Below are 19223 nucleotides of genomic sequence, written 5' to 3'. Positions count from 1 at the left end.
TGCAATGAAAGAGAGCCAGACAAACGTAATGAACGGACGACAGCGTTTCATCGTTGATTCGTACTACCGAAAGTCCATCCATCTCTACGATACGACCGAATCGCGCTGGGCTGGCAGGACGATGCAGGCAGATTCTCCAAACCAAGAGAAGTCATTACGAACGGGATACTTCAAGGCGGCAGCGTTTAATGCCTTGCGGATCAGTTACACGGCGGGCGAGCCGATTGCCAACCTCATTCCCCGGTTGGAGAAGCTGATCAATAGCTACGAGATCTACCAACAAGCGCTGGCTGCCGAGGAACGCGAACCTGACATATCACCTTTGGCCGTCGACGACTGGCCCGAGCACTATGAAGAGTGTGTTCAAGTCATCAGCCTCTGCATTTTGTTGCATCGCACCGACCTGCTGACTCGCTTCGTCGTCCTGATAGATCGCGGGGGATACGCTCACGAAGACACGCTCTACGAAGACGTTCTACGAAAGCATTTGCCGGATCGTGCTGATCTGGACGAGTGGTTCCACGATCTCTACACGCCGTTGATCAGGGCGATATACGCCACCGAACCTGAAGAATCGAGCCACTTGTTAAAGCACTATTGCGAAGCGTGGTATCCCGCTTTCGCGTCGCTGCAAACCAATTGGCATGACAGTCATCTGGACATTGAAGACGACGATGGCAACTACGTCGGTTACTGGGCTTTTGAAGCAGGCGCCATCGCTTTTTTATACGGTATCGACGACAGCAAAATCGATCACTTGGTTTACCCCAAAGACCTGGTGGCATATGCCAGGAACACCGCAAACAAGTAAACTCGCGCCTCACCAAGAAACGGACTTCGGATTCAGCGCCATGGAATTGCAATTCACCATTACTCCCGAGCACACACAGCTCAGAGTCAACGAACAGCTTGAGCAAGCAATGCTCAAGGATGACGAACTCCAGGCCCGGCTGTTGGGCCATGTCGCACGTGTTCAAGACCGTTTGCTCGCGCCACTGTTGTTTCTACTGGGCTTGGCTGGCGGCATGCTGGCGATCTACTTTCCTGCGCGCGAGCTAAGTCCCCAGAAACTCATCTCCATGGCCCTGTTTGGGGTGATCTTCGTGGTGTTCTGGTGGTTCTTCTCCACTCGCCTGCTAAGCCATTTGCGCAAACGTATTGCCGACAATCGTGCGAAGCCGCGAGCGCCATTTCGCCGTACGAATCAGCGTCTGATCGAAATAAAACTGCGCATTCCCCTCAAGGCGGCTGAAGGCGCTTATCGTCTGCAATTCGACGACGAGGGCTTCACTCTGATTAATACCAAGGGCGCGAAAGGCGGGTTGGCCTGGGGGAAGATCGTGCGTTTCAAGGAAACGCCTGACTTTTACTCGGTGGCTTGCGCTGAACTGGATCGCAAGGACAAGGCCTATCACATCCCCAGACACAGCGATGTCATGGACACGGACTCGTATCAGCAAGGTTTGGAACTGTTCTTGAGCCGGGTGCCCGCCTCTGCCGCTTTAAAACCTGCCTCATAGGAGGCAGGCGTGTACAGCAGGCATCAGGCCGGCGCTGTCCAGCCCAACATCTGCTGTTGCGCGACCTGCAATAGATCGCACCCGTCTTGCGTCAGCAGATACAGCGCGTGGGTGATGTGCGGAATGTCCTGGACATCACCGTTCTTGAAGCACTGGCAATGGAGTGTTTCGAGCAAGTTGCTGGATGCACGGATGCGCTGTAGAGCGGCTTCGAGAATGTCTTGGGGATTGGCCTCGGTGTCGATGACCATGGGGGTTGTGTCGGTGACGTTGCTTTTGATTGAACGATAACGATCGGGAACAGGATTTAACGTTGGCATAGTGGTTACTCGATGATTTGTGAATAACCGCCAGCATCGTGACCAAACGATGGGAGGCGGACTGTGTACAGGCTTGGTCAACCGATACCATCAACTCGGCTCGCCCGAAGGCATCCAGTACACAGCCGCCATTGCAACGCGCTAAGAAAACATAGATGTCCGCAGCGCGAATGATGGCACATATCTGTGTAATGGCATCAGGTGACCAAACCTGCTCGCTGATTTTGCAGCGAGGCCAAACAGTAAACGCTGCAAGCCTGCCTGCGAAAGACGACAACACGCCCAAGCCTGTAGGAACGGGACGAAGCTTTCTTAGGATTTTTCACGACTATTGGGTAGCGCTGTAGGACCCAACAACAGAACGGACTCACTCACAATGAAATCACCCTGGCCATACCTCTTCGCAGCACTGCTAATCACCCCGGCTTACGCGCAATCACTCAAGACCCTCCTCACCTGCCCTTTAGCCGACAAAACCCAGGTTTCGCTAATGGCTGAAGCGGACGAGGAAGGCCAGCGTCTATTCATAAAACTCGACGGTAAAACCCACATCGCCTTCACCGACATGCCCCAAGAGGACTTCGTCGGTCGAATCGCCCTGGCAAAGTGCGTGTCCTCAAGTCTGATTTACGCCCTGGAATACGGCTCGCCCTACATGAAAGGCGTAGTGCTGCGCAAAAACCCCGTCACCCACAGCGTCGAGCAAATCGATTTTGCCGAGAAAGCCCTGCCCCGCTGGCTTTATCTGGGGCGAGAGCAGATGCGGCTGGTTATTCCAAACCTGGGCTATGAAGTCCCGACGAAGTTTCTGCTTTATGACTACGTGGCTGGCAAAGGCCAAGCTGAAACCGCCATCGGCATTGACACGCCTCCGGAGGCGCATGGCTTCAAGGTCGTGCAGCTGGAGAAGTGATCCGGCTATTAACTGGCCGGTATCAACCCACGTATTTTTCCCCACATGAAACCTCTGTCAGAAACCGCCTCACGACAGGTGGCATTCAACCGCGTTAACCATCGCTTAACCCCGCGGTCCAAACCTGTACGGGACCGCACGCCTTCAGGCACTCCTGATGCCCAGTGCGGCAAGTTCGACGCTTTCACATCGAGCTGACTTCAAGCCTGCACCGGAGAACCTCCATGAACATGCGCACATTGCTGATCACCACCGCCCTCGCCTGCACCGCATTCGCCGGCCTGGCCCAAGCCGCTGACACTTCGACCTCTCAGGCCGTGCCTTACCAATACGGCATGCCGCTGCATGTGGGCAAAGTCATCGCCTTGACCGAGCCTTCGACCATGGACTGCAAAGTGGTCAAGGCGGACATGAAGTACATCGACAGCGCCACGGGCAAGCCTTCAGAAATCACCTATCGGAAATTGTCTGACGCCTGCAGTTATCAGAACTGACAGAAGGCTCTGATTCGGCGCTTTGCGGTTTTCCTGTGAGGGTTCTGGCGCTATGCTTTGAGCGCCTCCCTCACTGCCGCAAGGATTCGCCATGCAGTTATCGTTTCGTACTTTGTCGATATTCACCGCCGCGCTGTGTTTCGCATTGACGTTGGTATGGGGCTTGCTGCCGGATCGGTTGCTGGCGATCTGGAGCATCGAGTATTCGTCGGCGGCGGGATTGGTCGCGCGGCGTAGCGCGGTGCTGTTTGCGGCGCTGGGGGTGATGTTTTATCTGGTTCGCAACGAGGCGCCGTCCGCTACTCGCAGTGCGCTGAGCAACGGTTTTATTGTTGGCTGTTGGGGGCTGGCAGCACTGGGCTTCGGCGAATGGCTGAATGGCCATGCCGGGCCAGGCATTTTGCTGGCTGTCGGAGTTGAAGTGGCGCTGGGTCTGGGATTTGTCCAGACCCGGCGCGCCTCGGTAGAACTTGAAACTGTGGGTTAGAGCGCTTTTCGGTCCATGTGCAAAGGCTGAATGGCGGCCCTGTGCTGCATGTCTGAACGAAGTTCGGCAATCAGGTCGTTGATTTCTCGACAACCATTCAAGCGTTTGGCGTTGATGCCGGTCACCAACAGATCAAGTTGATCGGTTTGTGTGTCGGCATACACTTTCACGGTCATCGACAGGTCCGGCGATAGCGTGCATTGACAGCGCTTCGGCAAGAAGCTGCTTTCAATGATATTGCGAAGTTCCAAGGCAGAAAGAAACATGGCGACCCTCTCCTTAATATGAGACTGCCAATCAACATAAATATCGGTCGGTGTCGGAGTGACCCGTTTGTCGTCCTTGCGGGCCTGAATACTCCATGACTTGACCGTTCTCTCGTAGCAACGCTGGCTCGTAAAAATCGTCGGCCAGCTTAAGACAGCTACAGCATAAAACATGCCCGGAATTCCGCTCTGCATCTCGTCGGCAAATCAAAGGTTTAGCGAAGATGCCAGCCGAGGGCCTCATGCAATATGCAAGAAAGGCTGGTTTCAGCCCTGCAATTTGCAAACGTCGGGCGCGGATTTGCATTACCCACACACGGCAGTAAAAATGCGAGCAGGCTGTTTCAGTATCCGCCGACCCCACTCACACGCAAGGAGGCATCATGGGTTCTTTGACCTTAAGCACTACCGTCGGGCTGTTTTTTGCCGGGCTGGCGGGCACAGCGCACGCCGCGAAACTTGAAGAGGTTGCGCCGTTTCCCAAAGCCGAGAGCGGTTTCACTCGTCAGGTTATCCACCTGGCGCCACAAACCCAGGAAGACGCTTATCAAGTAGAGATTTTGGCCGGCAAGACGTTGACCGTGGACTGTAATCGTCAGCGCCTGGGCGGGATACTGGAAGAGAAAAATCTGGAAGGCTGGGGTTATCCGTTCTATCGGCTGGAAAAGGTTATCGGCCCCATGAGCACGATGATGGCTTGTCCTGATGGCAAGACTAAAAAGGACTTTGTGCCGGTGGTCGGTGACGGGTTCATGTTGCGCTATAACAGCAAGTTGCCAATTGTGCTGTATGTGCCCAAGGACGTTGAGGTTCGTTATCGGATCTGGACGGCATCGAACAAGGTTGAGAAAGCTGTTCAGGAATAAGCCACCGCAATTCCCTGTGGGAGCGGGCTTGCTCGCGAAGGCGGCGTGCCAGTCACCATCAATGTTGAATGTGACGGCCCCTTCGCGAGCAAGCCCGCTCCCACAAGGGGAATGTGTTTAACAACAGCTACGGGAGCTGCCTTTTGATTACCTGCCACGTCAAATATGTGATCGATCCGTATCAACTGCCCGAGTTCGAAGCCTACGCCCAGGCCTGGCTCGGTATCGTCGAGCGCTTGGGCGGTACTCACCACGGCTACTTCCTGCCGTCCGAGGGCGCGAGCAATATCGCCTATTGCCTGTTCAGTTTTCCTTCGCTGGCGGACTATGAAAGCTACCGCCATATCGCGATGACCGACCCGGAAAGTACGGCCCTGGTGGCCTCGCTGGTGGAGAAGAAGTTCATCGTCAGCTACGAGCGCACGTTCCTGCGCCCGATGTTGTCCTGACCTGCACTCACGCCGGCACACCACAAGCAGCGGCGCGCTCGGCGACATGGCGCAGGCTGTCGAAATTGATATTGGCGCCCGAGTCGATGGCCACCAGTGTCTGACCTTGAGCGCCGGTCTGAGCCACGTACTTCTTGATCCCGGCCACAGCCAAGGCGCCGGAAGGCTCGGTGATTGAGCGAGTGTCGTCGTAGATATTCTTGATCGCCGCGCACAGTTCGTCATTGCTGACGGTGATGACTTCATCAACACAAAACCGGCAAACCTCGAAACCATAAGCGCCGATCTGCGCCACCGCCACGCCATCGGCGAAGGTGCCGACATTGGGCAGGGTCACCCGCTCACCAGCCTGCAGCGCAGCGTGCAGGCACGCGGAATGTTCCGATTCGACGCCGATGATGCGCACTTCAGGGCGCAGGTATTTGACGTACGCGGCGATGCCTGCGATCAGGCCTCCGCCCCCCACCGGTACGAAGATTGCGTCCAGCGGCCCTTGGTGTTGACGAAGGATTTCCATGGCGACGGTGCCCTGCCCGGCAATCACGTCCGGGTCGTCGAACGGCGAGACAAAGGTGCGACCGGTTTGCTGCGCCAGGCTCAGGGCATATTCCAGGGCAAACGGAAAACTCTCGCCATGCAGCACCGCATCGGCGCCACGACTGCGCACGCCGAGCACTTTCAGCTCGGGCGTGGTGCAAGGCATGACGATGGTCGCGGTGATCCCCAACTGACGGGCTGCATGTGCCACGCCCTGGGCATGATTGCCGGCAGAAGCGGTGATCACGCCGCGAGCCTTTTGCTCCTCGCTGAGCTGCACCAGCTTGTTGTAGGCACCGCGAATCTTGAAAGAAAAGGTCGGCTGCAGGTCTTCGCGCTTGAGCAGGATCTGATTGCCCAGCGCCTCGGACAGCGCCGGTGCCGGTTGCAGCGGCGTGCGCACCGCCAGCTCATACACCGGCGCGGCGAGGATCTTTTTCACGTAATGCTCAAGCAAGGTTTGCTGGGCGGTGGCGCTGTTCATACTCATCTCCTGTCATACCCGCCCGGCGTAGGAGCTGCCGAAGGCTGCGATCTTTTGATTTTGAAAAACAAAGATCGCAGCCTTCGGCAGCTCCTACGCCGGGCGTGTTCCGGTTCAAAACCCAGGAGACAGAAAGTAAAAACCCGCCTCTAGGGCGGGTTGGGTGCTGCAGTCGTGAGCTAGCCCGCCAAATAAGGAATGGCGGTAATAATGCTTGGCTGGCAGCGCAATACGGTGGAAGTCATGGCTCGAAATTAGCCGGGCGTTGGTGGCAAGTCAATGGCCAATTTTGTCGGGCCTCTATAGGCTGGCAATTCTGTTCATTGTCCCCAAGGAAGGAAACCATGAAATCTGTCGCCCTGCCCCTGATTGCCTTGATCGCGTTTGCCGGCTACACCGTTTCGGTGATGCTCCAGGCGGAGCAGTCGTTGATTGAGTTTGGGATCAGCCTGATGTCACGGCCGGATACGGCGCAGGTGGTGATTGATCTTTATCTGCTGGCGACGCTGGCCGGGGTTTGGATGTACCGGGATGCACTTAAGCGTGGCCATTCGGTGTGGTCAGTGATTCCCTATCTGTTGCTAACTGCTGTTTTTGTGTCGGTTGGGCCGTTGGTGTATTTGGTGGTTCGAGGGCTTCAGGAGCGCAAAGATTCGGTCAGGTCAGTTCAAGAGGCCTGATCCGGTATTAGCAGTGTTGTTGGGATCGCTATCGCGAGCAAGCTCGCTCCCACATTGATTCTGTGGTGTTCACAAATCCCCTGTGGGAGCGAGCCTGCTCGCGAAGGCGGCCTGACAGTCACCCAAACTACTTAGCCAACCGCCTGAGCCCCAGCACCATCACCCCTGCCCCAATCATCATCGCCGTCAGGAACAACGGATACGACACCCACCACGGCGTCCCCGCTGTCATCATGCTGAACTCGGACATGCCGCCAATACTGGCAATCAGATTCAGCGGCAAAAACACCACGTTGATCAGCGTCAGTTTGCGCAGCAGGTTGTTCATGCTGTTGTTCATCAGGTTGCCCCGGGCATCTATCAGCCCGGAGAACACCGTGGAATAGATTTCCGCCTGTTTGTAGCACTGGTTGTTTTCGATGATCAGGTCGTCGATCAGTCCGATGGCCTCGGCGCTGAAGTGCTCCTTTTCCGCGTGGTTGCGCAGTCGGGTCAGTACGGCGCCGTTGCTGTGGATCGCGTTGATGTAATAGATCAGGCTCTCGCTGAGGTTGAACATCTGGATCAGATGCTGGTTTTCCATCGAGGCATTGAATTTTTGCTGCAACTCCCGGGCAACCAGTTTGATCACCTTCAGGTGGCCCAAGTAGTGATGGATGTTGTTGAACAATAAATCCAGCAATACATCCAGCGGCGTGTTGAGCCGCTGGCGGGTGCCGAGGCCATGCAGCGGCGAATCGTCGGTGGCGATCACCAGCAAGCGGCCCGGCGAGAACAGCAAGCCGCAGGACGACACCTCGAAGGCCAGGCTGCCGGCGCCGGAATAGTTTTCCGGGCGTTTCCAGATCAGGAACAGGTTGTCGGGGTGAAACTCGATGCGCGACACCTCGTCGGGGTCCAGGGCCGAGGCCAGGGCGTGTTCATCGAGTTTGTAATGGCTGTGCAGCAGGTCCCGCTCAGCGGCATCAGGGTTGCTGAACAGCATCACTTCGGCGTCCAGTCGCTCGATTTTGTGCAGGGCACCGTGGGTCAGTTGAAAACTCTTGATCATCGGCCGCTCACCAGGCCTGACCGCGGCGTTTGAGCTCCAGGCGGCGCACGAACTCTTCCAGTACCAACGAGTACAAATCGTCCTGCAAATAAGCGTCTTCGATGCCGGCGTCCATGTTCGGGTTGTCGTTGACCTCAATCACCACCACTTTGTCGCCGGACTGCTTGAGATCGACGCCGTAGAGGCCATCGCCGATCAAATTAGCGGTCTTCACCGCTAGTTCCACTACTGCGCGCGGCGCTTCGTGGACTGCCAGGGTGCGACATTCGCCGTTGATGTCCTGGCCCTTGGCCTTGTGGTTGTAGATCTGCCAATGGCCCTTGGACATGAAATATTGGCAGGCAAAGATCGGTTTGCGGTTAAGCACACCGATGCGCCAGTCGTACTCGGTGTAGAAGAATTCTTGGGCCAGCAGCAGTACCGAGTGTTCAAACAATTCAGCGGTGGCTTCGAGCAAGGCTTGCTGGCTTTCGACCTTGATCACACCCCGGGAGAAACAGCCGTCGGGAATCTTCAACACCAGCGGAAAACCCAAGCGCTCGCCGACCCGCTCGAAGTCCTCCGGTCGTTCCTTGTAGAGGATTTCGGTAGCAGGCATGCCGAGTTGATGGCTTTTCAGCAGGTCGGTCAGGTAGACCTTGTTGGTGCAGCGCAGGATCGACGCCGGGTCGTCCATCACCACCAGCCCTTCGCTCTCGGCTTTCTTGGCGAAGCGGTAGGTATGGTTATCGACGCTTGTCGTCTCGCGGATCAGCAGCCCGTCGTATTCGGCGATGCGCGCGTAGTCCTTGCGCTCGATCAGTTCGACGTCGATGCCCAGGGTTTTGCCGACCCGGACGAAATTATCCAGGGCTTTGGCGTTGGACGGCGGCAGAGTTTCTTGCGGGTCATGCAGGATAGCCAGATCATAGCGGGCCAAACGCCGCGAGCGCGGCACGCGCCAGATCTTGCGGCTGAAACTGTCCAGAGAGTTGGCAAACTGATCTTCCTGATCTTCGCGCAACTTATGCAATGCACCGGACTTTACACCTTCAATGTGCCAGCCGTTAGTTCGTCGAAACTCAACTAACAAAATCGGACACGGGAACACTTCAAATAACTGTCGCGCCAGATCCTGTAAGGGTTCGATATTGGTTTTGCCGAAATACAGGGTCAGGGTAAAGCCTTCAGTGTCGCTGTAGAGATGATTGCTGAGGGCTTTTTCCAGCGGCTTATCCAGGTCATCCAGGGCCAGGCCGTAAAGGGATTTACGCGTCAGCTCGCTGATCGTCCGCACCGACGGAATCACCTTGTGCCCCCGGGCCTCGGCCAGCAGCGAGCAGTAGTAGCCGTGCCCCAAGTACTTGTAGCTGCGGCACAGGTTGATCACCTGGACGCGTTTGCCCTGTTCGTTGTCGCGGGTTTGTTCCAGGTATTCCTGGGCCGTGACGATGTCTTCACTGGGGAAATACGACGCCCAGTCTTCCTTGCGTTCGACGATGATAATCAACTGACTTGAAGTTCTGACCGCGTCATTTAAATAAGTTGCTGCCGGCAAAGTTTGCTCGGATACTTCGCGCCAATGACCTTGTACCGCTGACATAGTGATTGATCCGTTGGAGAACAAGACCTTTCCTATTAAGCACGAACTTTTTCGAAAGTCCCGTTTCGTTACGCAACTTTTACGGCGGTCATATGAATCCTGTCTTTCGCTTGGCGGTAGTTGAAGACTTACCGGCGCTGCTCAAACTTGAAGAGCAATGTTTCACCACGGATCGGCTCACCAGTCGCAGCTTTCAGTGGATGATCACGCGCGCCCATGGGCAGTTGCTGGTCGCCCAATACGGGGAGCAACTGGTCGGCTACGCCGTGGTGCTGTTCCACCGGGGCACGTCGCTGGCGCGGTTGTATTCGATTGCCATCGCTGCAGATGCCCGGGGCAATGGCTTAGGCAAACAATTGCTGGAGCGGATCGAAGCCTGCGCCCTGGAGCACGATTGCGCCTATCTGCGACTTGAGGTGCGCCTCGACAACCCGGCGGCAATTGCCTTGTATGAGCGCAATGGTTACCGGCATTTCGCGCTGATTCATGACTATTACCAGGACCACGCCGATGCGCTGCGGCTGGAGAAACGCATCCTGCAGCACCGCGATTCGCGCAATATCCAAGTGCCCTGGTATCGCCAGACCACCGACTTCACCTGCGGCCCGGCCTGTTTGCTGATGGCCATGGGCGCGTTACAACAGGAGCGTTTGCTGGAACGTCGGGAAGAGCTGCAAATCTGGCGTGAGGCGACCACGGTGTTCATGACCTCGGGCCACGGTGGTTGCAGCCCGCAGGGCCTGGCGCTGGCGGCGTGGCGGCGTGGGTTTCGTGTGCGACTGCAACTGAGCATGGCCGGGCCGTTGTTTCTCGATGGCGTGCGCGATGAGCATAAAAAGGACGTAATGCGCTTGGTGCACGAAGAGTTCACCACGCAGTTGCAAGACACCGATGTTGAACGGGTGATTGGTGGGCCGCTGGATTTGCCGAGGCTGCTGGGGGATGGCGGTCAGCCGCTGGTGCTGATCAGCAGCTATCGCCTGACTCGTTCCAAGGCGCCGCATTGGGTGATGGTGACGGATTGCGATGAAGAGTTTGTCTACTTGCACGACCCGGATGTGGATCACAGCCAGCATCGTCAGCCAATGGATTGCCAGCATTTGCCGGTGAGCCATGGGGAGTTTGAGAAGATGTGCAGTTTTGGTCGGGGGAAGTTGCGGGCGGCGGTGATTTTATATGCCCGCAGTTGAGTCTGCGCGGGCCGGATAAAAGCAAGATCAAAAGATCGCAGCCTTCGGCAGCTCCTACAAAAGTACGCAGATCCATATAGGAGCTGCCGAAGGCTGCGATCTTTGCTCTTTGCCCTACTTCAACCCGACTTTGTACAACGCGCCATCATCCTCATCCGTCAGCACATACAGATACCCATCCGGCCCCTGCCGGACATCGCGGATCCGCGCCTTGAGCTCGCCCATCAAGCGTTCTTCATGCACCACTTTGTCGCCATCGAACTGCAACCGGATCAGTTCCTGACTCGCCAACGCCCCGATAAACACGTTGTGTTGCCATGGCTTGAAACGATCGGCGTCGTAGAACGCCATGCCGCTGATAGCGGGAGAGACTTCCCAGACATGGTGCGGCGGCACGGTGCCTTCGGCGGTCTTGCCTTTGGCTTCCGGGATTGGATCGCCAGAATAGTTGATGCCGTTGGTTGCCAGTGGCCAACCGTAATTCTTGCCGCGTTCAATTACGTTGATCTCGTCGCCACCCTTGGGACCGTGCTCGTTTTCCCAAATCGTCCCGCTCCACGGATTCAGCGCCAGGCCCTGAGGGTTGCGATGGCCGTAGGACCAGATCTCGGGGCGGACACCCGCCTGACCGACAAAGGGGTTGTCGTCCGGCACCTTGCCGTCCGGGTAGATCCGCACGACTTTGCCTTGCAGCTTGTCGAGGTCCTGGGCGGTCATGCGGTCATTGTTTTCGCCGAGGGTGATGAACAGATAACCGTCACGGTCGAACACCAGTCGCGAGCCAAAATGGTTACCAACGGAGAGCTTCGGCTCCTGGCGGAAGATCACCTTGAAATCCTTGAGGGTAGTCAGGTCGTCGGACAAACGCCCGCGCCCCACTGCAGTCCCGGCCTTGTCGCCCTCACCGCCACCTTCGGCGTAGGACAGATACACCATGCGGTCCTGCTTGAAGTCCGGCGATAGCACCACATCGAGCAAACCGCCCTGCCCCTTGGCCCAGATCTTAGGCACGCCGTTGATAGGCGCCGAGCGCTTGCCATCGGCGGTGATTACCCGCAGGTTGCCGGGCCGCTCGGTTACCAGTATGCCTTGGCGATCCGGCAGAAATGCCAGGGCCCACGGATGTTCCAGGCCCTTGGTAATCGGCGTGACCTCAAGGGTGCCTTGCTCGCTTTTCAGTTCCTGGGTGGGTGCCGCGAAAACAGGCGCCGCGGCGGTGATCAGTGCGCTGGCGCAGAAGGTGGCCAGGAGGGTTTTACGCAACATGCACGCTTCCTTTTGTCGTTCGAATGGCTGACAGAAACTCAATCCTGCCGTTCAACGGTTGCTGCTGTCCGAGTCCCTTAGTGGTGGGTTGGGAACGAATTTCGGTGGTGTGCTGGGTGCCGGCTTGTCCTGCGGATAACGGTTGCCGATGCCGCCGTTTTCCACGGTTGGCGGACGCGGCACGGGGGCGAACGTCGGTTGCCGGGTGGCCGGCTGCGTGCCTTGCATGCTGTTGGGGTTGGCCCGGTGAATCGGGCTGTTGTAGGGATTGTTATTGCTGCTACCGGTTGGGCTCTGGGCCAGGGCCACCGGGCCGAGCAAACCGCTCAAGGCCAACACGGTGCAGCCGAACAAAAATCGGTTCATGGGGAGCCTCTCTACGGATACGGGAATAGAGTGTTCGATACCACGCTACGCCCGAGGTTCGGATTTGTTAACTGAAACCTCCTTCACAGATGTAACACCCGTTTACCGCACCGCTGATCCACCCGCAGGGCTTGGGCGCAAGCCGCTGAAACTTTTGCGCCGGGCTATAGGTCACCTGATCATCACTTGCGAGTAGACGACGATGGCCCGGGCAATCTGGAAAGGCGCAATCAGTTTTGGCTTGGTGCACATCCCTGTGGCACTGGTGTCGGCGACTTCATCCCATGGGGTGGATTTCGACTGGCTCGACAGCCGCAGCATGGACCCGGTGGGCTACAAACGCGTCAACAAGGTCACCGGCAAGGAAGTCACCAAGGAGCACATCGTCAAAGGCGTGGCCTACGAAAAAGGTCGTTATGTGGTGCTCAGCGAAGAGGAAATCCGCTCGGCGCACCCGTTGTCGACACAGACCATCGACATCTTTGCCTTTGTCGATAGCGAGCAGATCCCGCTGCAAAACATCGACACACCCTACTACTTGGCGCCGGACAAACGCGGTGGCAAGGTTTATGCGCTGCTGCGTGAAACCCTGAGCAAAACCAACAAGGTTGCCCTCGCCCATGTCGTGCTGCATACCCGTCAACACTTGGCGGCGCTGATGCCACTGGAGTCGGCGATGGTGTTGGTGATGCTGCGCTGGCCGGCGGAAGTGCGCAGCCTGGATGAGTTGGAGCTGGGCAGTGAAGTGACCAAACCCGAGCTGGCCAAGGGTGAACTGGACATGGCCAAGCGTCTGGTCGAGGACATGAGCGCAGACTGGAAACCGGAAGATTACCGCGACAGCTTCGAAGACAAGATCATGGCCCTGGTCGAGAAAAAGGCCCATGAGGGCAAAATCGAAGACGTCGAGAGCACCTCCGGCGAAGAGGAACGTAAAACCGCCGATGTTATCGATTTGACCGAATTGCTTAAACGCAGCCTCGGCGGCAAGGCCGCCGGAAAACCAGCGGCCAAACCGCGCAAAGCCGCCGCCAAACCGGCCCCGGCGAAAAAAGCCACGAAGAGCTCTCGTGGCTGACGGCCCGAGACTCGCAGCGCAAGGTAGTTCGCCATGGCTAAACCGGTAAGTGAGTACACGCGCAAACGCAACTTCGAGATCACCTCGGAACCACCCGAATCGGCACCAGCCAAACGCGGCAAAAAAACCGCCTCGGCCCTGCGTTTCGTGATCCAGAAACACGATGCGCGCAACCTGCATTACGACTTTCGCCTGGAACTCGACGGCGCCCTGAAAAGCTGGGCCGTGCCCAAAGGCCCGAGCCTCGATCCGACGCAAAAGCGCCTGGCGGTGCACGTCGAAGACCACCCCATCAGTTATGGCACGTTCGAGGGCAGTATCCCCGAGAGCCAGTACGGCGCCGGGGATGTGATTGTCTGGGACCATGGTGTCTGGCAACCGATTGGTGACCCGCAGGAAACCTACAAGGCCGGCAAACTGAAGTTCACCCTGATCGGCGAAAAGCTGTCCGGTGACTGGGCGCTGGTGCGTACCCATCTGCGCGGCAGCGGCGACAAGGAACAATGGCTGCTGATCAAGGAAAAGGATCAACAGGCGCGGCCGATCAGCGAATTCGACGTGGTTGCCGAGCTGCCAAAAAGCGTGCTGAGCGATGCGACCGTGGGCAATAAAACCAAGAAGACAGCCGCGAAAAAGCCTAAAGCCGTCAAAGCCAAACCGACCACCCTGCCAAAAGCGTTCAGCCCACAACTGGCCACGCTGATGGAAAAAGCCCCGGCCGGGGATTGGCTCTATGAGATCAAGTTCGACGGCTACCGGATTCTCGCTCGCATCGACAACGGCGAAGTACGGCTGCTGACCCGTAACGGCCACGACTGGACCGCCAAGCTACCGTTGCAGGCCAAGGCCCTGGCCGAAATGAAGCTAGACGGCAGTTGGCTCGATGGCGAAGTGGTGGTGCTGAACGACAAAGGCTTTCCAGACTTTCAGGGGTTGCAGAACGCCTTTGAAATCGGCCGCTCCGTGGACATCATTTATTTTGTGTTCGACGCGCCGTTTCTGCACGGCATCGACCAGCGGGAATTGCCGGTGGAAGACCGCCGGGCCGCGCTGAAGAAAGCCTTGGGTCGCAAGTCCCGGCAAATCCTGCGCTTCTCCGAGGCCTTTACGGCCAAACATCAAGACATCATCGAAAGTGCATGCGCGCTGTCGCTGGAAGGCGTCATCGGCAAGCGTGCCGGCAGCCCTTACGTGTCACGACGCAGCCCGGACTGGATCAAGCTCAAATGCCGCTTGCGTCAGGAGTTCGTGATCATTGGCTATACCGCGCCGCAAGGTTCGCGCAGCGGTTTCGGCGCCCTGTTGCTGGGTGTCTACGACGATGACGGCCTGGTTTACGCCGGGCGTGTCGGCACCGGTTTCAATCAGGCCAACCTCAAGTCGTTCCATGGGCAATTGCAGAAGATCGAACGCAAGACTTCTCCGTTGGCCAAGCCATTGACCGCCGCTCAGGCTCGGGGCGTGCACTGGGTCGAGCCGACGCAGGTGTGCGAGGCCGAATTTGCCGAATGGACCCGCGAAGGCGTGGTCCGGCAAGCAGCGTTCATCGCCATGCGCACCGATAAACCGGCCACAGAGATTGTTCGTGAACAGGCGCAATCCCCCAAGGCGAGCAAGCCCGTGAGCACGACGAAAACCAGCAGCAAGGACAGCACCGTCGCCGGGGTCAAGATCACGCATCCCGACCGTGTCATCGACAAGGACAGCGGCACGCAGAAACTGGAACTGGTGCAGTTCTATGAAGGTATCAGCAAGTGGATTCTGCCATTCCTGCGCGACCGGCCGGTGTCGTTGTTGCGGGCGCCGGAAGGTGTCGAGGGCGAACAGTTCTTCCAGAAACACGCCGAGCGCCTGGCGATTCCCAATATCAAGCACCTGGACCCGAATATCGACCTTGGCCACGCGCGCCTGATGGAAATCGACACCGTTCAGGCACTGATCGGGGCCGCGCAAATGGGCACGATCGAGTTGCATACCTGGGGCGCGACCACGGACAAGATTGAAACCCCAGACCTGTTTATCCTCGACCTCGACCCCGATCCGGCGCTGCCGTGGAAAAGCATGGTCGAGGCGACGCAATTGACCTTGTCGGTGCTCGATGAACTGGGTCTTGCGGCGTTCCTGAAAACCAGCGGCGGCAAAGGCATGCACATCATCGTGCCGCTGGCGCGCAAGGATGACTGGGACACGGTCAAGGCGTTCGCCAAAGCCATCGCGCAGTTTATGGCGCAACAACTGCCGGAACGGATCACCGCCACCATGGGCCCGAAAAACCGGGTCGGCAAGATCTTCGTCGATTACCTGCGCAACACCCGCGGCGCCAGTACGGTGTCGGCGTATTCGGTGCGAGCGCGGCCGGGGTTGCCGGTGTCGGTGCCGATTGCTCGGGATGAATTGACGGCGCTGCATGGCTCACAGGAATGGACCGTGGCCAATTTGCTGGAGCGGTTGGAGGGGTTGAAAGAGGATCCGTGGGCGGGGTATGCGAATCGGCAGAAGATAACGGCGAAGATGTGGAGGCAGTTGGGGGGTACAAAGCCATAGTTGATGTGTTGACTGTACAGGCCTCTTCGCGAGCAAGCCCGCTCCCACATTTGGAATGCATTCCCCTGTGGGAGCGGGCTTGCTCGCGAAGGGGCCCTCCGGCTTGGCGCAAAAACTCAGATCAATACGAAAACCGCCAACAACCCACCAAAAATCGCCCACTTCTCAAGGTAGTACCGGGTACGGTTACGCTTCTTCAGCTCCTTACCCCGCAACCGGACCTTGTAGATTTTGGTAAACAAACGGTTGATGCCGCCCGTCTTGTCGCCCGCATCATTCGGTGCGCCCGCCGCCGACATCACATTACGACTGAACCAACTGTTGAACGCCGCCGCCCAGCGGTACTTCATCGGCCGCTCGACGTCGCAAAACAGGATGATGCGGTTCTGATCCGTGGTGTTTTCCGCGTAATGAATGAACGTTTCGTCGAACATCACCGCTTCACCGTCGCGCCAGTGGTAGTTCTCGCCATCGACGTTGATGTAGCAACCGGCATCGTTCGGTGTTTCCAGACCCAGGTGATAACGGTAGGAACCGGCATACGGGTCGCGGTGGCGCACCAGTTTGGAACCCGGCGGCAACTCGGCGAACATGGCAGCCTTGATCGAGCCGATGCTTTGCACCAGTTCGGTGGTACGCGGGCAGAGTTTTTCGGCGGAAGGATGGCTGTCGCCGTACCACTTCAGATAGAAACGCTTCCAGCCGCTTTTGAAGAACGAGTTGAAACCCACATCATCGTATTGATTCGAGCGCTTGATCTCCCCGGCCCGGAGCAGGTTCTGCCCTTCGGCGCGGATTTCTTCCCAGTGGGCCTGCAACGGGCTCAGGTCCGGGAAGTCCGCCGGGTTGAGGTAAGGCTTGCTCGGGAGTTTGGAGAACATATAAAGGAAGCAATTGACCGGCGCCAGAAACGTCGAGTGATCGCTCAGTTGGCGGCCCAGTTTGTGGCGCACGCGCCCGCGCAGGTGAACGTACGCGATGGAGACAACATAAATAGCGGCAATGATGAGTTTCACGGCAATCGTCACACGTCAGAAGTGAACAAACTGCGCAGCCGGCCAAGCGGTCTGGCGCAGTGTCTGAATACGAAACAGCGGTCCCGGTGGCACGTCCTTGAGCCCTTGCCAATAGCGGCATCGGGTGAATAGATGGCATTTTAGCCACGGTTTGTAACAAATAGTTAGCATCCAGATGTGAAAATCTGTCCGCTGATGCCACCAAAGTGCCCGCGCAGGCTCAACGCCCTATCGTTTAAAGAGCCAGACCAGTACAATCGCCGCCAAACATTACGCGCCCCCCTTGGTTGATGACGGGAATGAACCCCGCCTCAGCGCACTTCGACTCGGGCCAAGCGCTCCATTGCTGCTGTCCACTTATTGCCAGATGGACCTTCCGCTTCTGACCGGGATGCATTTCCCGTGGTTTGAAAACCGGAACCGGGTACTGAATCGGTACTGCCGCACCCCTAGCTACTCTGAATGCTTCGCAGGAAAAACCTTTGATCTCTACAGCTAACATCACGATGCAGTTCGGCGCCAAGCCGTTATTCGAGAACGTTTCGGTTAAATTCGCAGCGGGCAACCGCTACGGCCTGATCGGCGCCAACGGTTGCGGCAAGTCGACCTTTATGAAAATCCTCGGTGACGATCTCGAGCCGTCCGGCGGCCAGGTCATGCTTGAGCCGAACGTGCGTCTGGGTAAATTGCGCCAGGACCAGTTCGCCTACGAAGAATTCACCGTGATCGACACCGTGATCATGGGTCACGAAGAGCTGTGGAAGGTCAAGGCCGAGCGCGATCGCATCTACTCGCTGCCGGAAATGACCGAAGAAGACGGCATGGCCGTGGCCGAGCTGGAAACCGAGTTCGCCGAAATGGACGGCTACACCGCCGAATCCCGCGCTGGTGAACTGTTGCTGGGCCTGGGTATCGGCATCGAGCAGCACTTCGGCCCGATGAGCGAGGTTTCCCCTGGCTGGAAACTGCGCGTATTGCTGGCGCAGGCGCTGTTCTCCGATCCTGAAGTGCTGTTGCTCGACGAACCGACCAACCACCTGGACATCAACACCATCCGCTGGCTGGAAAACATTCTGACCCAGCGCTCCAGCCTGATGATCATCATCTCTCACGACCGTCACTTCCTGAACAGTGTGTGCACCCACATGGCTGACCTGGATTACGGCGAGCTGCGTCTGTTCCCGGGCAACTACGACGAGTACATGACCGTGGCGACCCAGTCCCGCGAGCAATTGCTGTCGGACAACGCCAAGAAAAAAGCTCAGATTTCCGAGCTGCAATCGTTCGTCAGCCGCTTCTCGGCCAACGCCTCGAAAGCCAAGCAAGCGACCTCCCGCGCCAAGGCGATCGACAAGATCCAACTGGCCGAGGTCAAGCCTTCGAGCCGTGTCAGCCCGTTCATCCGTTTCGAACAGACCAAGAAGCTGCACCGTCAGGCGGTCATCGTTGACCAAATGGCCAAAGGCTTCGACGGCAAGACGCTGTTCAAGGATTTCAGCTTCGTGGTTGAAGCCGGCGAGCGCGTGGCGATCATCGGCCCGAACGGTATCGGTAAAACCACCCTGCTGCGCACTCTGGTCAACGAACTGACCCCGGATGCTGGCACCGTGAAGTGGACCGATGCTGCAGAACTGGGCTACTACGCCCAGGACCACGCGCACGACTTCGAAGACGACTGCAACCTGTTCGACTGGATGGGCCAATGGACCCAGGGCGGCGAGCAAATCGTTCGCGGCACCCTCGGCCGGATGCTGTTCTCCAACGACGAGATCCTCAAGTCGGTCAAAGTCATCTCCGGTGGTGAACAAGGTCGCATGCTGTTCGGCAAGCTGATCCTGCAAAAGCCGAACGTGCTGATCATGGACGAACCGACCAACCACTTGGACATGGAATCCATCGAGGCGCTGAACCTGGCGCTGGAGAACTATCCGGGCACGCTGATCTTCGTCAGCCACGACCGTGAGTTCGTATCGTCGTTGGCCACCCGTATTATCGAGTTGAGCCCAAGCGGTGTGATCGACTTCAGCGGTACTTATGATGATTACCTGCGTAGCCAGGGCGTTGTGTTCTAAGTAGCTGCTGGAAATGAAAAGCCCTGTCCCTGTGACGGGGCT

General features: G+C 57.6%; 19 protein-coding genes and 1 pseudogene. 12 read left to right on the top strand and 8 right to left on the bottom strand.

Features of this window, described 5'->3' with window-relative positions:
* Window positions 1-4: 4 nt before the first annotated feature.
* Both ACWIKB_RS04015 and ACWIKB_RS04010 read left to right on the top strand, forming a co-directional pair.
* Window positions 5-811, top strand: coding sequence for a PoNe immunity protein domain-containing protein (locus tag ACWIKB_RS04015; RefSeq protein WP_475265430.1), 807 nt, complete (start codon window positions 5-7; stop codon window positions 809-811).
* Complete coding sequence (locus ACWIKB_RS04010; protein ID WP_475265429.1) at window positions 786-1520, top strand: hypothetical protein; 735 nt, start codon at window positions 786-788, stop codon at window positions 1518-1520. The genes ACWIKB_RS04015 and ACWIKB_RS04010 overlap by 26 nt, the downstream gene beginning before the upstream one ends.
* A 23-nt stretch (window positions 1521-1543) precedes the next feature.
* Here the strand turns inward: ACWIKB_RS04010 and ACWIKB_RS04005 are convergent, their stop codons facing one another.
* Window positions 1544-1840: a hypothetical protein gene (locus ACWIKB_RS04005; protein WP_475265428.1), complete on the bottom strand. Its 297-nt coding sequence runs from the start codon at window positions 1838-1840 to the stop codon at window positions 1544-1546.
* A 490-nt stretch (window positions 1841-2330) separates the two neighbouring features.
* Here ACWIKB_RS04005 and ACWIKB_RS04000 point away from each other — a divergent pair, with 490 nt between their 5' ends.
* The 3 genes from ACWIKB_RS04000 to ACWIKB_RS03990 all read left to right on the top strand — a co-directional run bounded on the left by ACWIKB_RS04000 (window position 2331) and on the right by ACWIKB_RS03990 (window position 3734).
* Complete coding sequence (locus ACWIKB_RS04000) at window positions 2331-2753, top strand: hypothetical protein (RefSeq protein ID WP_475265427.1); 423 nt, start codon at window positions 2331-2333, stop codon at window positions 2751-2753.
* Window positions 2754-2977: 224 nt separating this feature from the next.
* Window positions 2978-3247, top strand: coding sequence for a DUF2790 domain-containing protein (locus ACWIKB_RS03995; protein ID WP_475265426.1), 270 nt, complete (start codon window positions 2978-2980; stop codon window positions 3245-3247).
* A gap of 91 nt (window positions 3248-3338) precedes the next feature.
* A complete protein-coding gene (locus tag ACWIKB_RS03990; protein WP_475265425.1) occupies window positions 3339-3734 on the top strand; it encodes a hypothetical protein in 396 nt (131 codons plus the stop codon).
* On the opposite strand, the gene ACWIKB_RS03985 is transcribed toward ACWIKB_RS03990, so the two are convergent.
* On the bottom strand, window positions 3731-4000 hold the full coding sequence (locus ACWIKB_RS03985) for a DUF1652 domain-containing protein (RefSeq protein ID WP_475265854.1): 270 nt from the start codon (window positions 3998-4000) through the stop codon (window positions 3731-3733). The genes ACWIKB_RS03990 and ACWIKB_RS03985 overlap by 4 nt on opposite strands.
* Before the next feature lie 383 nt (window positions 4001-4383).
* Between ACWIKB_RS03985 and eco the strand changes: the two genes are divergently transcribed.
* A complete protein-coding gene (gene eco / locus ACWIKB_RS03980; RefSeq protein ID WP_475265424.1) occupies window positions 4384-4866 on the top strand; it encodes a serine protease inhibitor ecotin in 483 nt (160 codons plus the stop codon).
* Between the two features lie 143 nt (window positions 4867-5009).
* A complete protein-coding gene (locus ACWIKB_RS03975; protein ID WP_475265423.1) occupies window positions 5010-5315 on the top strand; it encodes an NIPSNAP family protein in 306 nt (101 codons plus the stop codon).
* A gap of 31 nt (window positions 5316-5346) precedes the next feature.
* On the opposite strand, the pseudogene ilvA reads toward ACWIKB_RS03975, so the two are convergent.
* Window positions 5347-6342, bottom strand: a pseudogene (gene ilvA, locus ACWIKB_RS03970) (threonine ammonia-lyase, biosynthetic); the annotation flags it as partial.
* 338 nt (window positions 6343-6680) lie between these two features.
* Between ilvA and ACWIKB_RS03965 the strand changes: the two are divergent.
* Complete coding sequence (locus ACWIKB_RS03965) at window positions 6681-7016, top strand: DUF2834 domain-containing protein (protein WP_475265422.1); 336 nt, start codon at window positions 6681-6683, stop codon at window positions 7014-7016.
* Between the two features lie 127 nt (window positions 7017-7143).
* Here the strand turns inward: ACWIKB_RS03965 and ACWIKB_RS03960 are convergent, their stop codons facing one another.
* Both ACWIKB_RS03960 and ACWIKB_RS03955 read right to left on the bottom strand, forming a co-directional pair.
* Window positions 7144-8067, bottom strand: a complete 924-nt coding sequence (locus ACWIKB_RS03960; protein WP_475265421.1) for a magnesium transporter CorA family protein — start codon at window positions 8065-8067, stop codon at window positions 7144-7146.
* Window positions 8068-8074: 7 nt separating this feature from the next.
* Entirely contained in the window at window positions 8075-9649 is a 1575-nt protein-coding gene (locus ACWIKB_RS03955; protein ID WP_475265420.1) for a RimK family protein, read from the bottom strand.
* 92 nt (window positions 9650-9741) lie between these two features.
* Between ACWIKB_RS03955 and rimI the strand changes: the two genes are divergently transcribed.
* The gene (gene rimI / locus ACWIKB_RS03950) at window positions 9742-10839 is read left to right on the top strand and encodes a ribosomal protein S18-alanine N-acetyltransferase (protein ID WP_475265419.1); all 1098 of its coding nucleotides are present in this window, start codon (window positions 9742-9744) and stop codon (window positions 10837-10839) included.
* Between the two features lie 114 nt (window positions 10840-10953).
* Here the strand turns inward: rimI and ACWIKB_RS03945 are convergent, their stop codons facing one another.
* Together ACWIKB_RS03945 and ACWIKB_RS03940 are read right to left on the bottom strand one after the other, a co-directional pair.
* On the bottom strand, window positions 10954-12105 hold the full coding sequence (locus tag ACWIKB_RS03945; protein ID WP_475265418.1) for a PQQ-dependent sugar dehydrogenase: 1152 nt from the start codon (window positions 12103-12105) through the stop codon (window positions 10954-10956).
* A 51-nt stretch (window positions 12106-12156) separates the two neighbouring features.
* Complete coding sequence (locus ACWIKB_RS03940) at window positions 12157-12471, bottom strand: hypothetical protein (RefSeq protein ID WP_475265417.1); 315 nt, start codon at window positions 12469-12471, stop codon at window positions 12157-12159.
* 202 nt (window positions 12472-12673) lie between these two features.
* Here ACWIKB_RS03940 and ku point away from each other — a divergent pair, with 202 nt between their 5' ends.
* Both ku and ligD read left to right on the top strand, forming a co-directional pair.
* Window positions 12674-13549: a non-homologous end joining protein Ku gene (ku, locus tag ACWIKB_RS03935; protein WP_475265416.1), complete on the top strand. Its 876-nt coding sequence runs from the start codon at window positions 12674-12676 to the stop codon at window positions 13547-13549.
* A 33-nt stretch (window positions 13550-13582) separates the two neighbouring features.
* Window positions 13583-16093 carry a DNA ligase D gene (gene ligD / locus ACWIKB_RS03930; RefSeq protein ID WP_475265415.1) on the top strand — a complete coding sequence of 837 codons (2511 nt, stop codon included), beginning with the start codon at window positions 13583-13585 and terminating at the stop codon, window positions 16091-16093.
* Between the two features lie 116 nt (window positions 16094-16209).
* On the opposite strand, the gene lpxO is transcribed toward ligD, so the two are convergent.
* Window positions 16210-17109, bottom strand: coding sequence for a lipid A hydroxylase LpxO (gene lpxO, locus ACWIKB_RS03925; RefSeq protein ID WP_475265414.1), 900 nt, complete (start codon window positions 17107-17109; stop codon window positions 16210-16212).
* 482 nt (window positions 17110-17591) lie between these two features.
* Between lpxO and ACWIKB_RS03920 the strand changes: the two genes are divergently transcribed.
* Complete coding sequence (locus ACWIKB_RS03920; protein ID WP_475265413.1) at window positions 17592-19181, top strand: ABC-F family ATPase; 1590 nt, start codon at window positions 17592-17594, stop codon at window positions 19179-19181.
* The last annotated feature ends 42 nt before the right edge of the window (window positions 19182-19223 follow it).

This window comes from Pseudomonas sp. 5Vm1k, from assembly GCF_056161485.1.
This window is presented reverse-complemented; position numbering and strand designations above follow the sequence as displayed.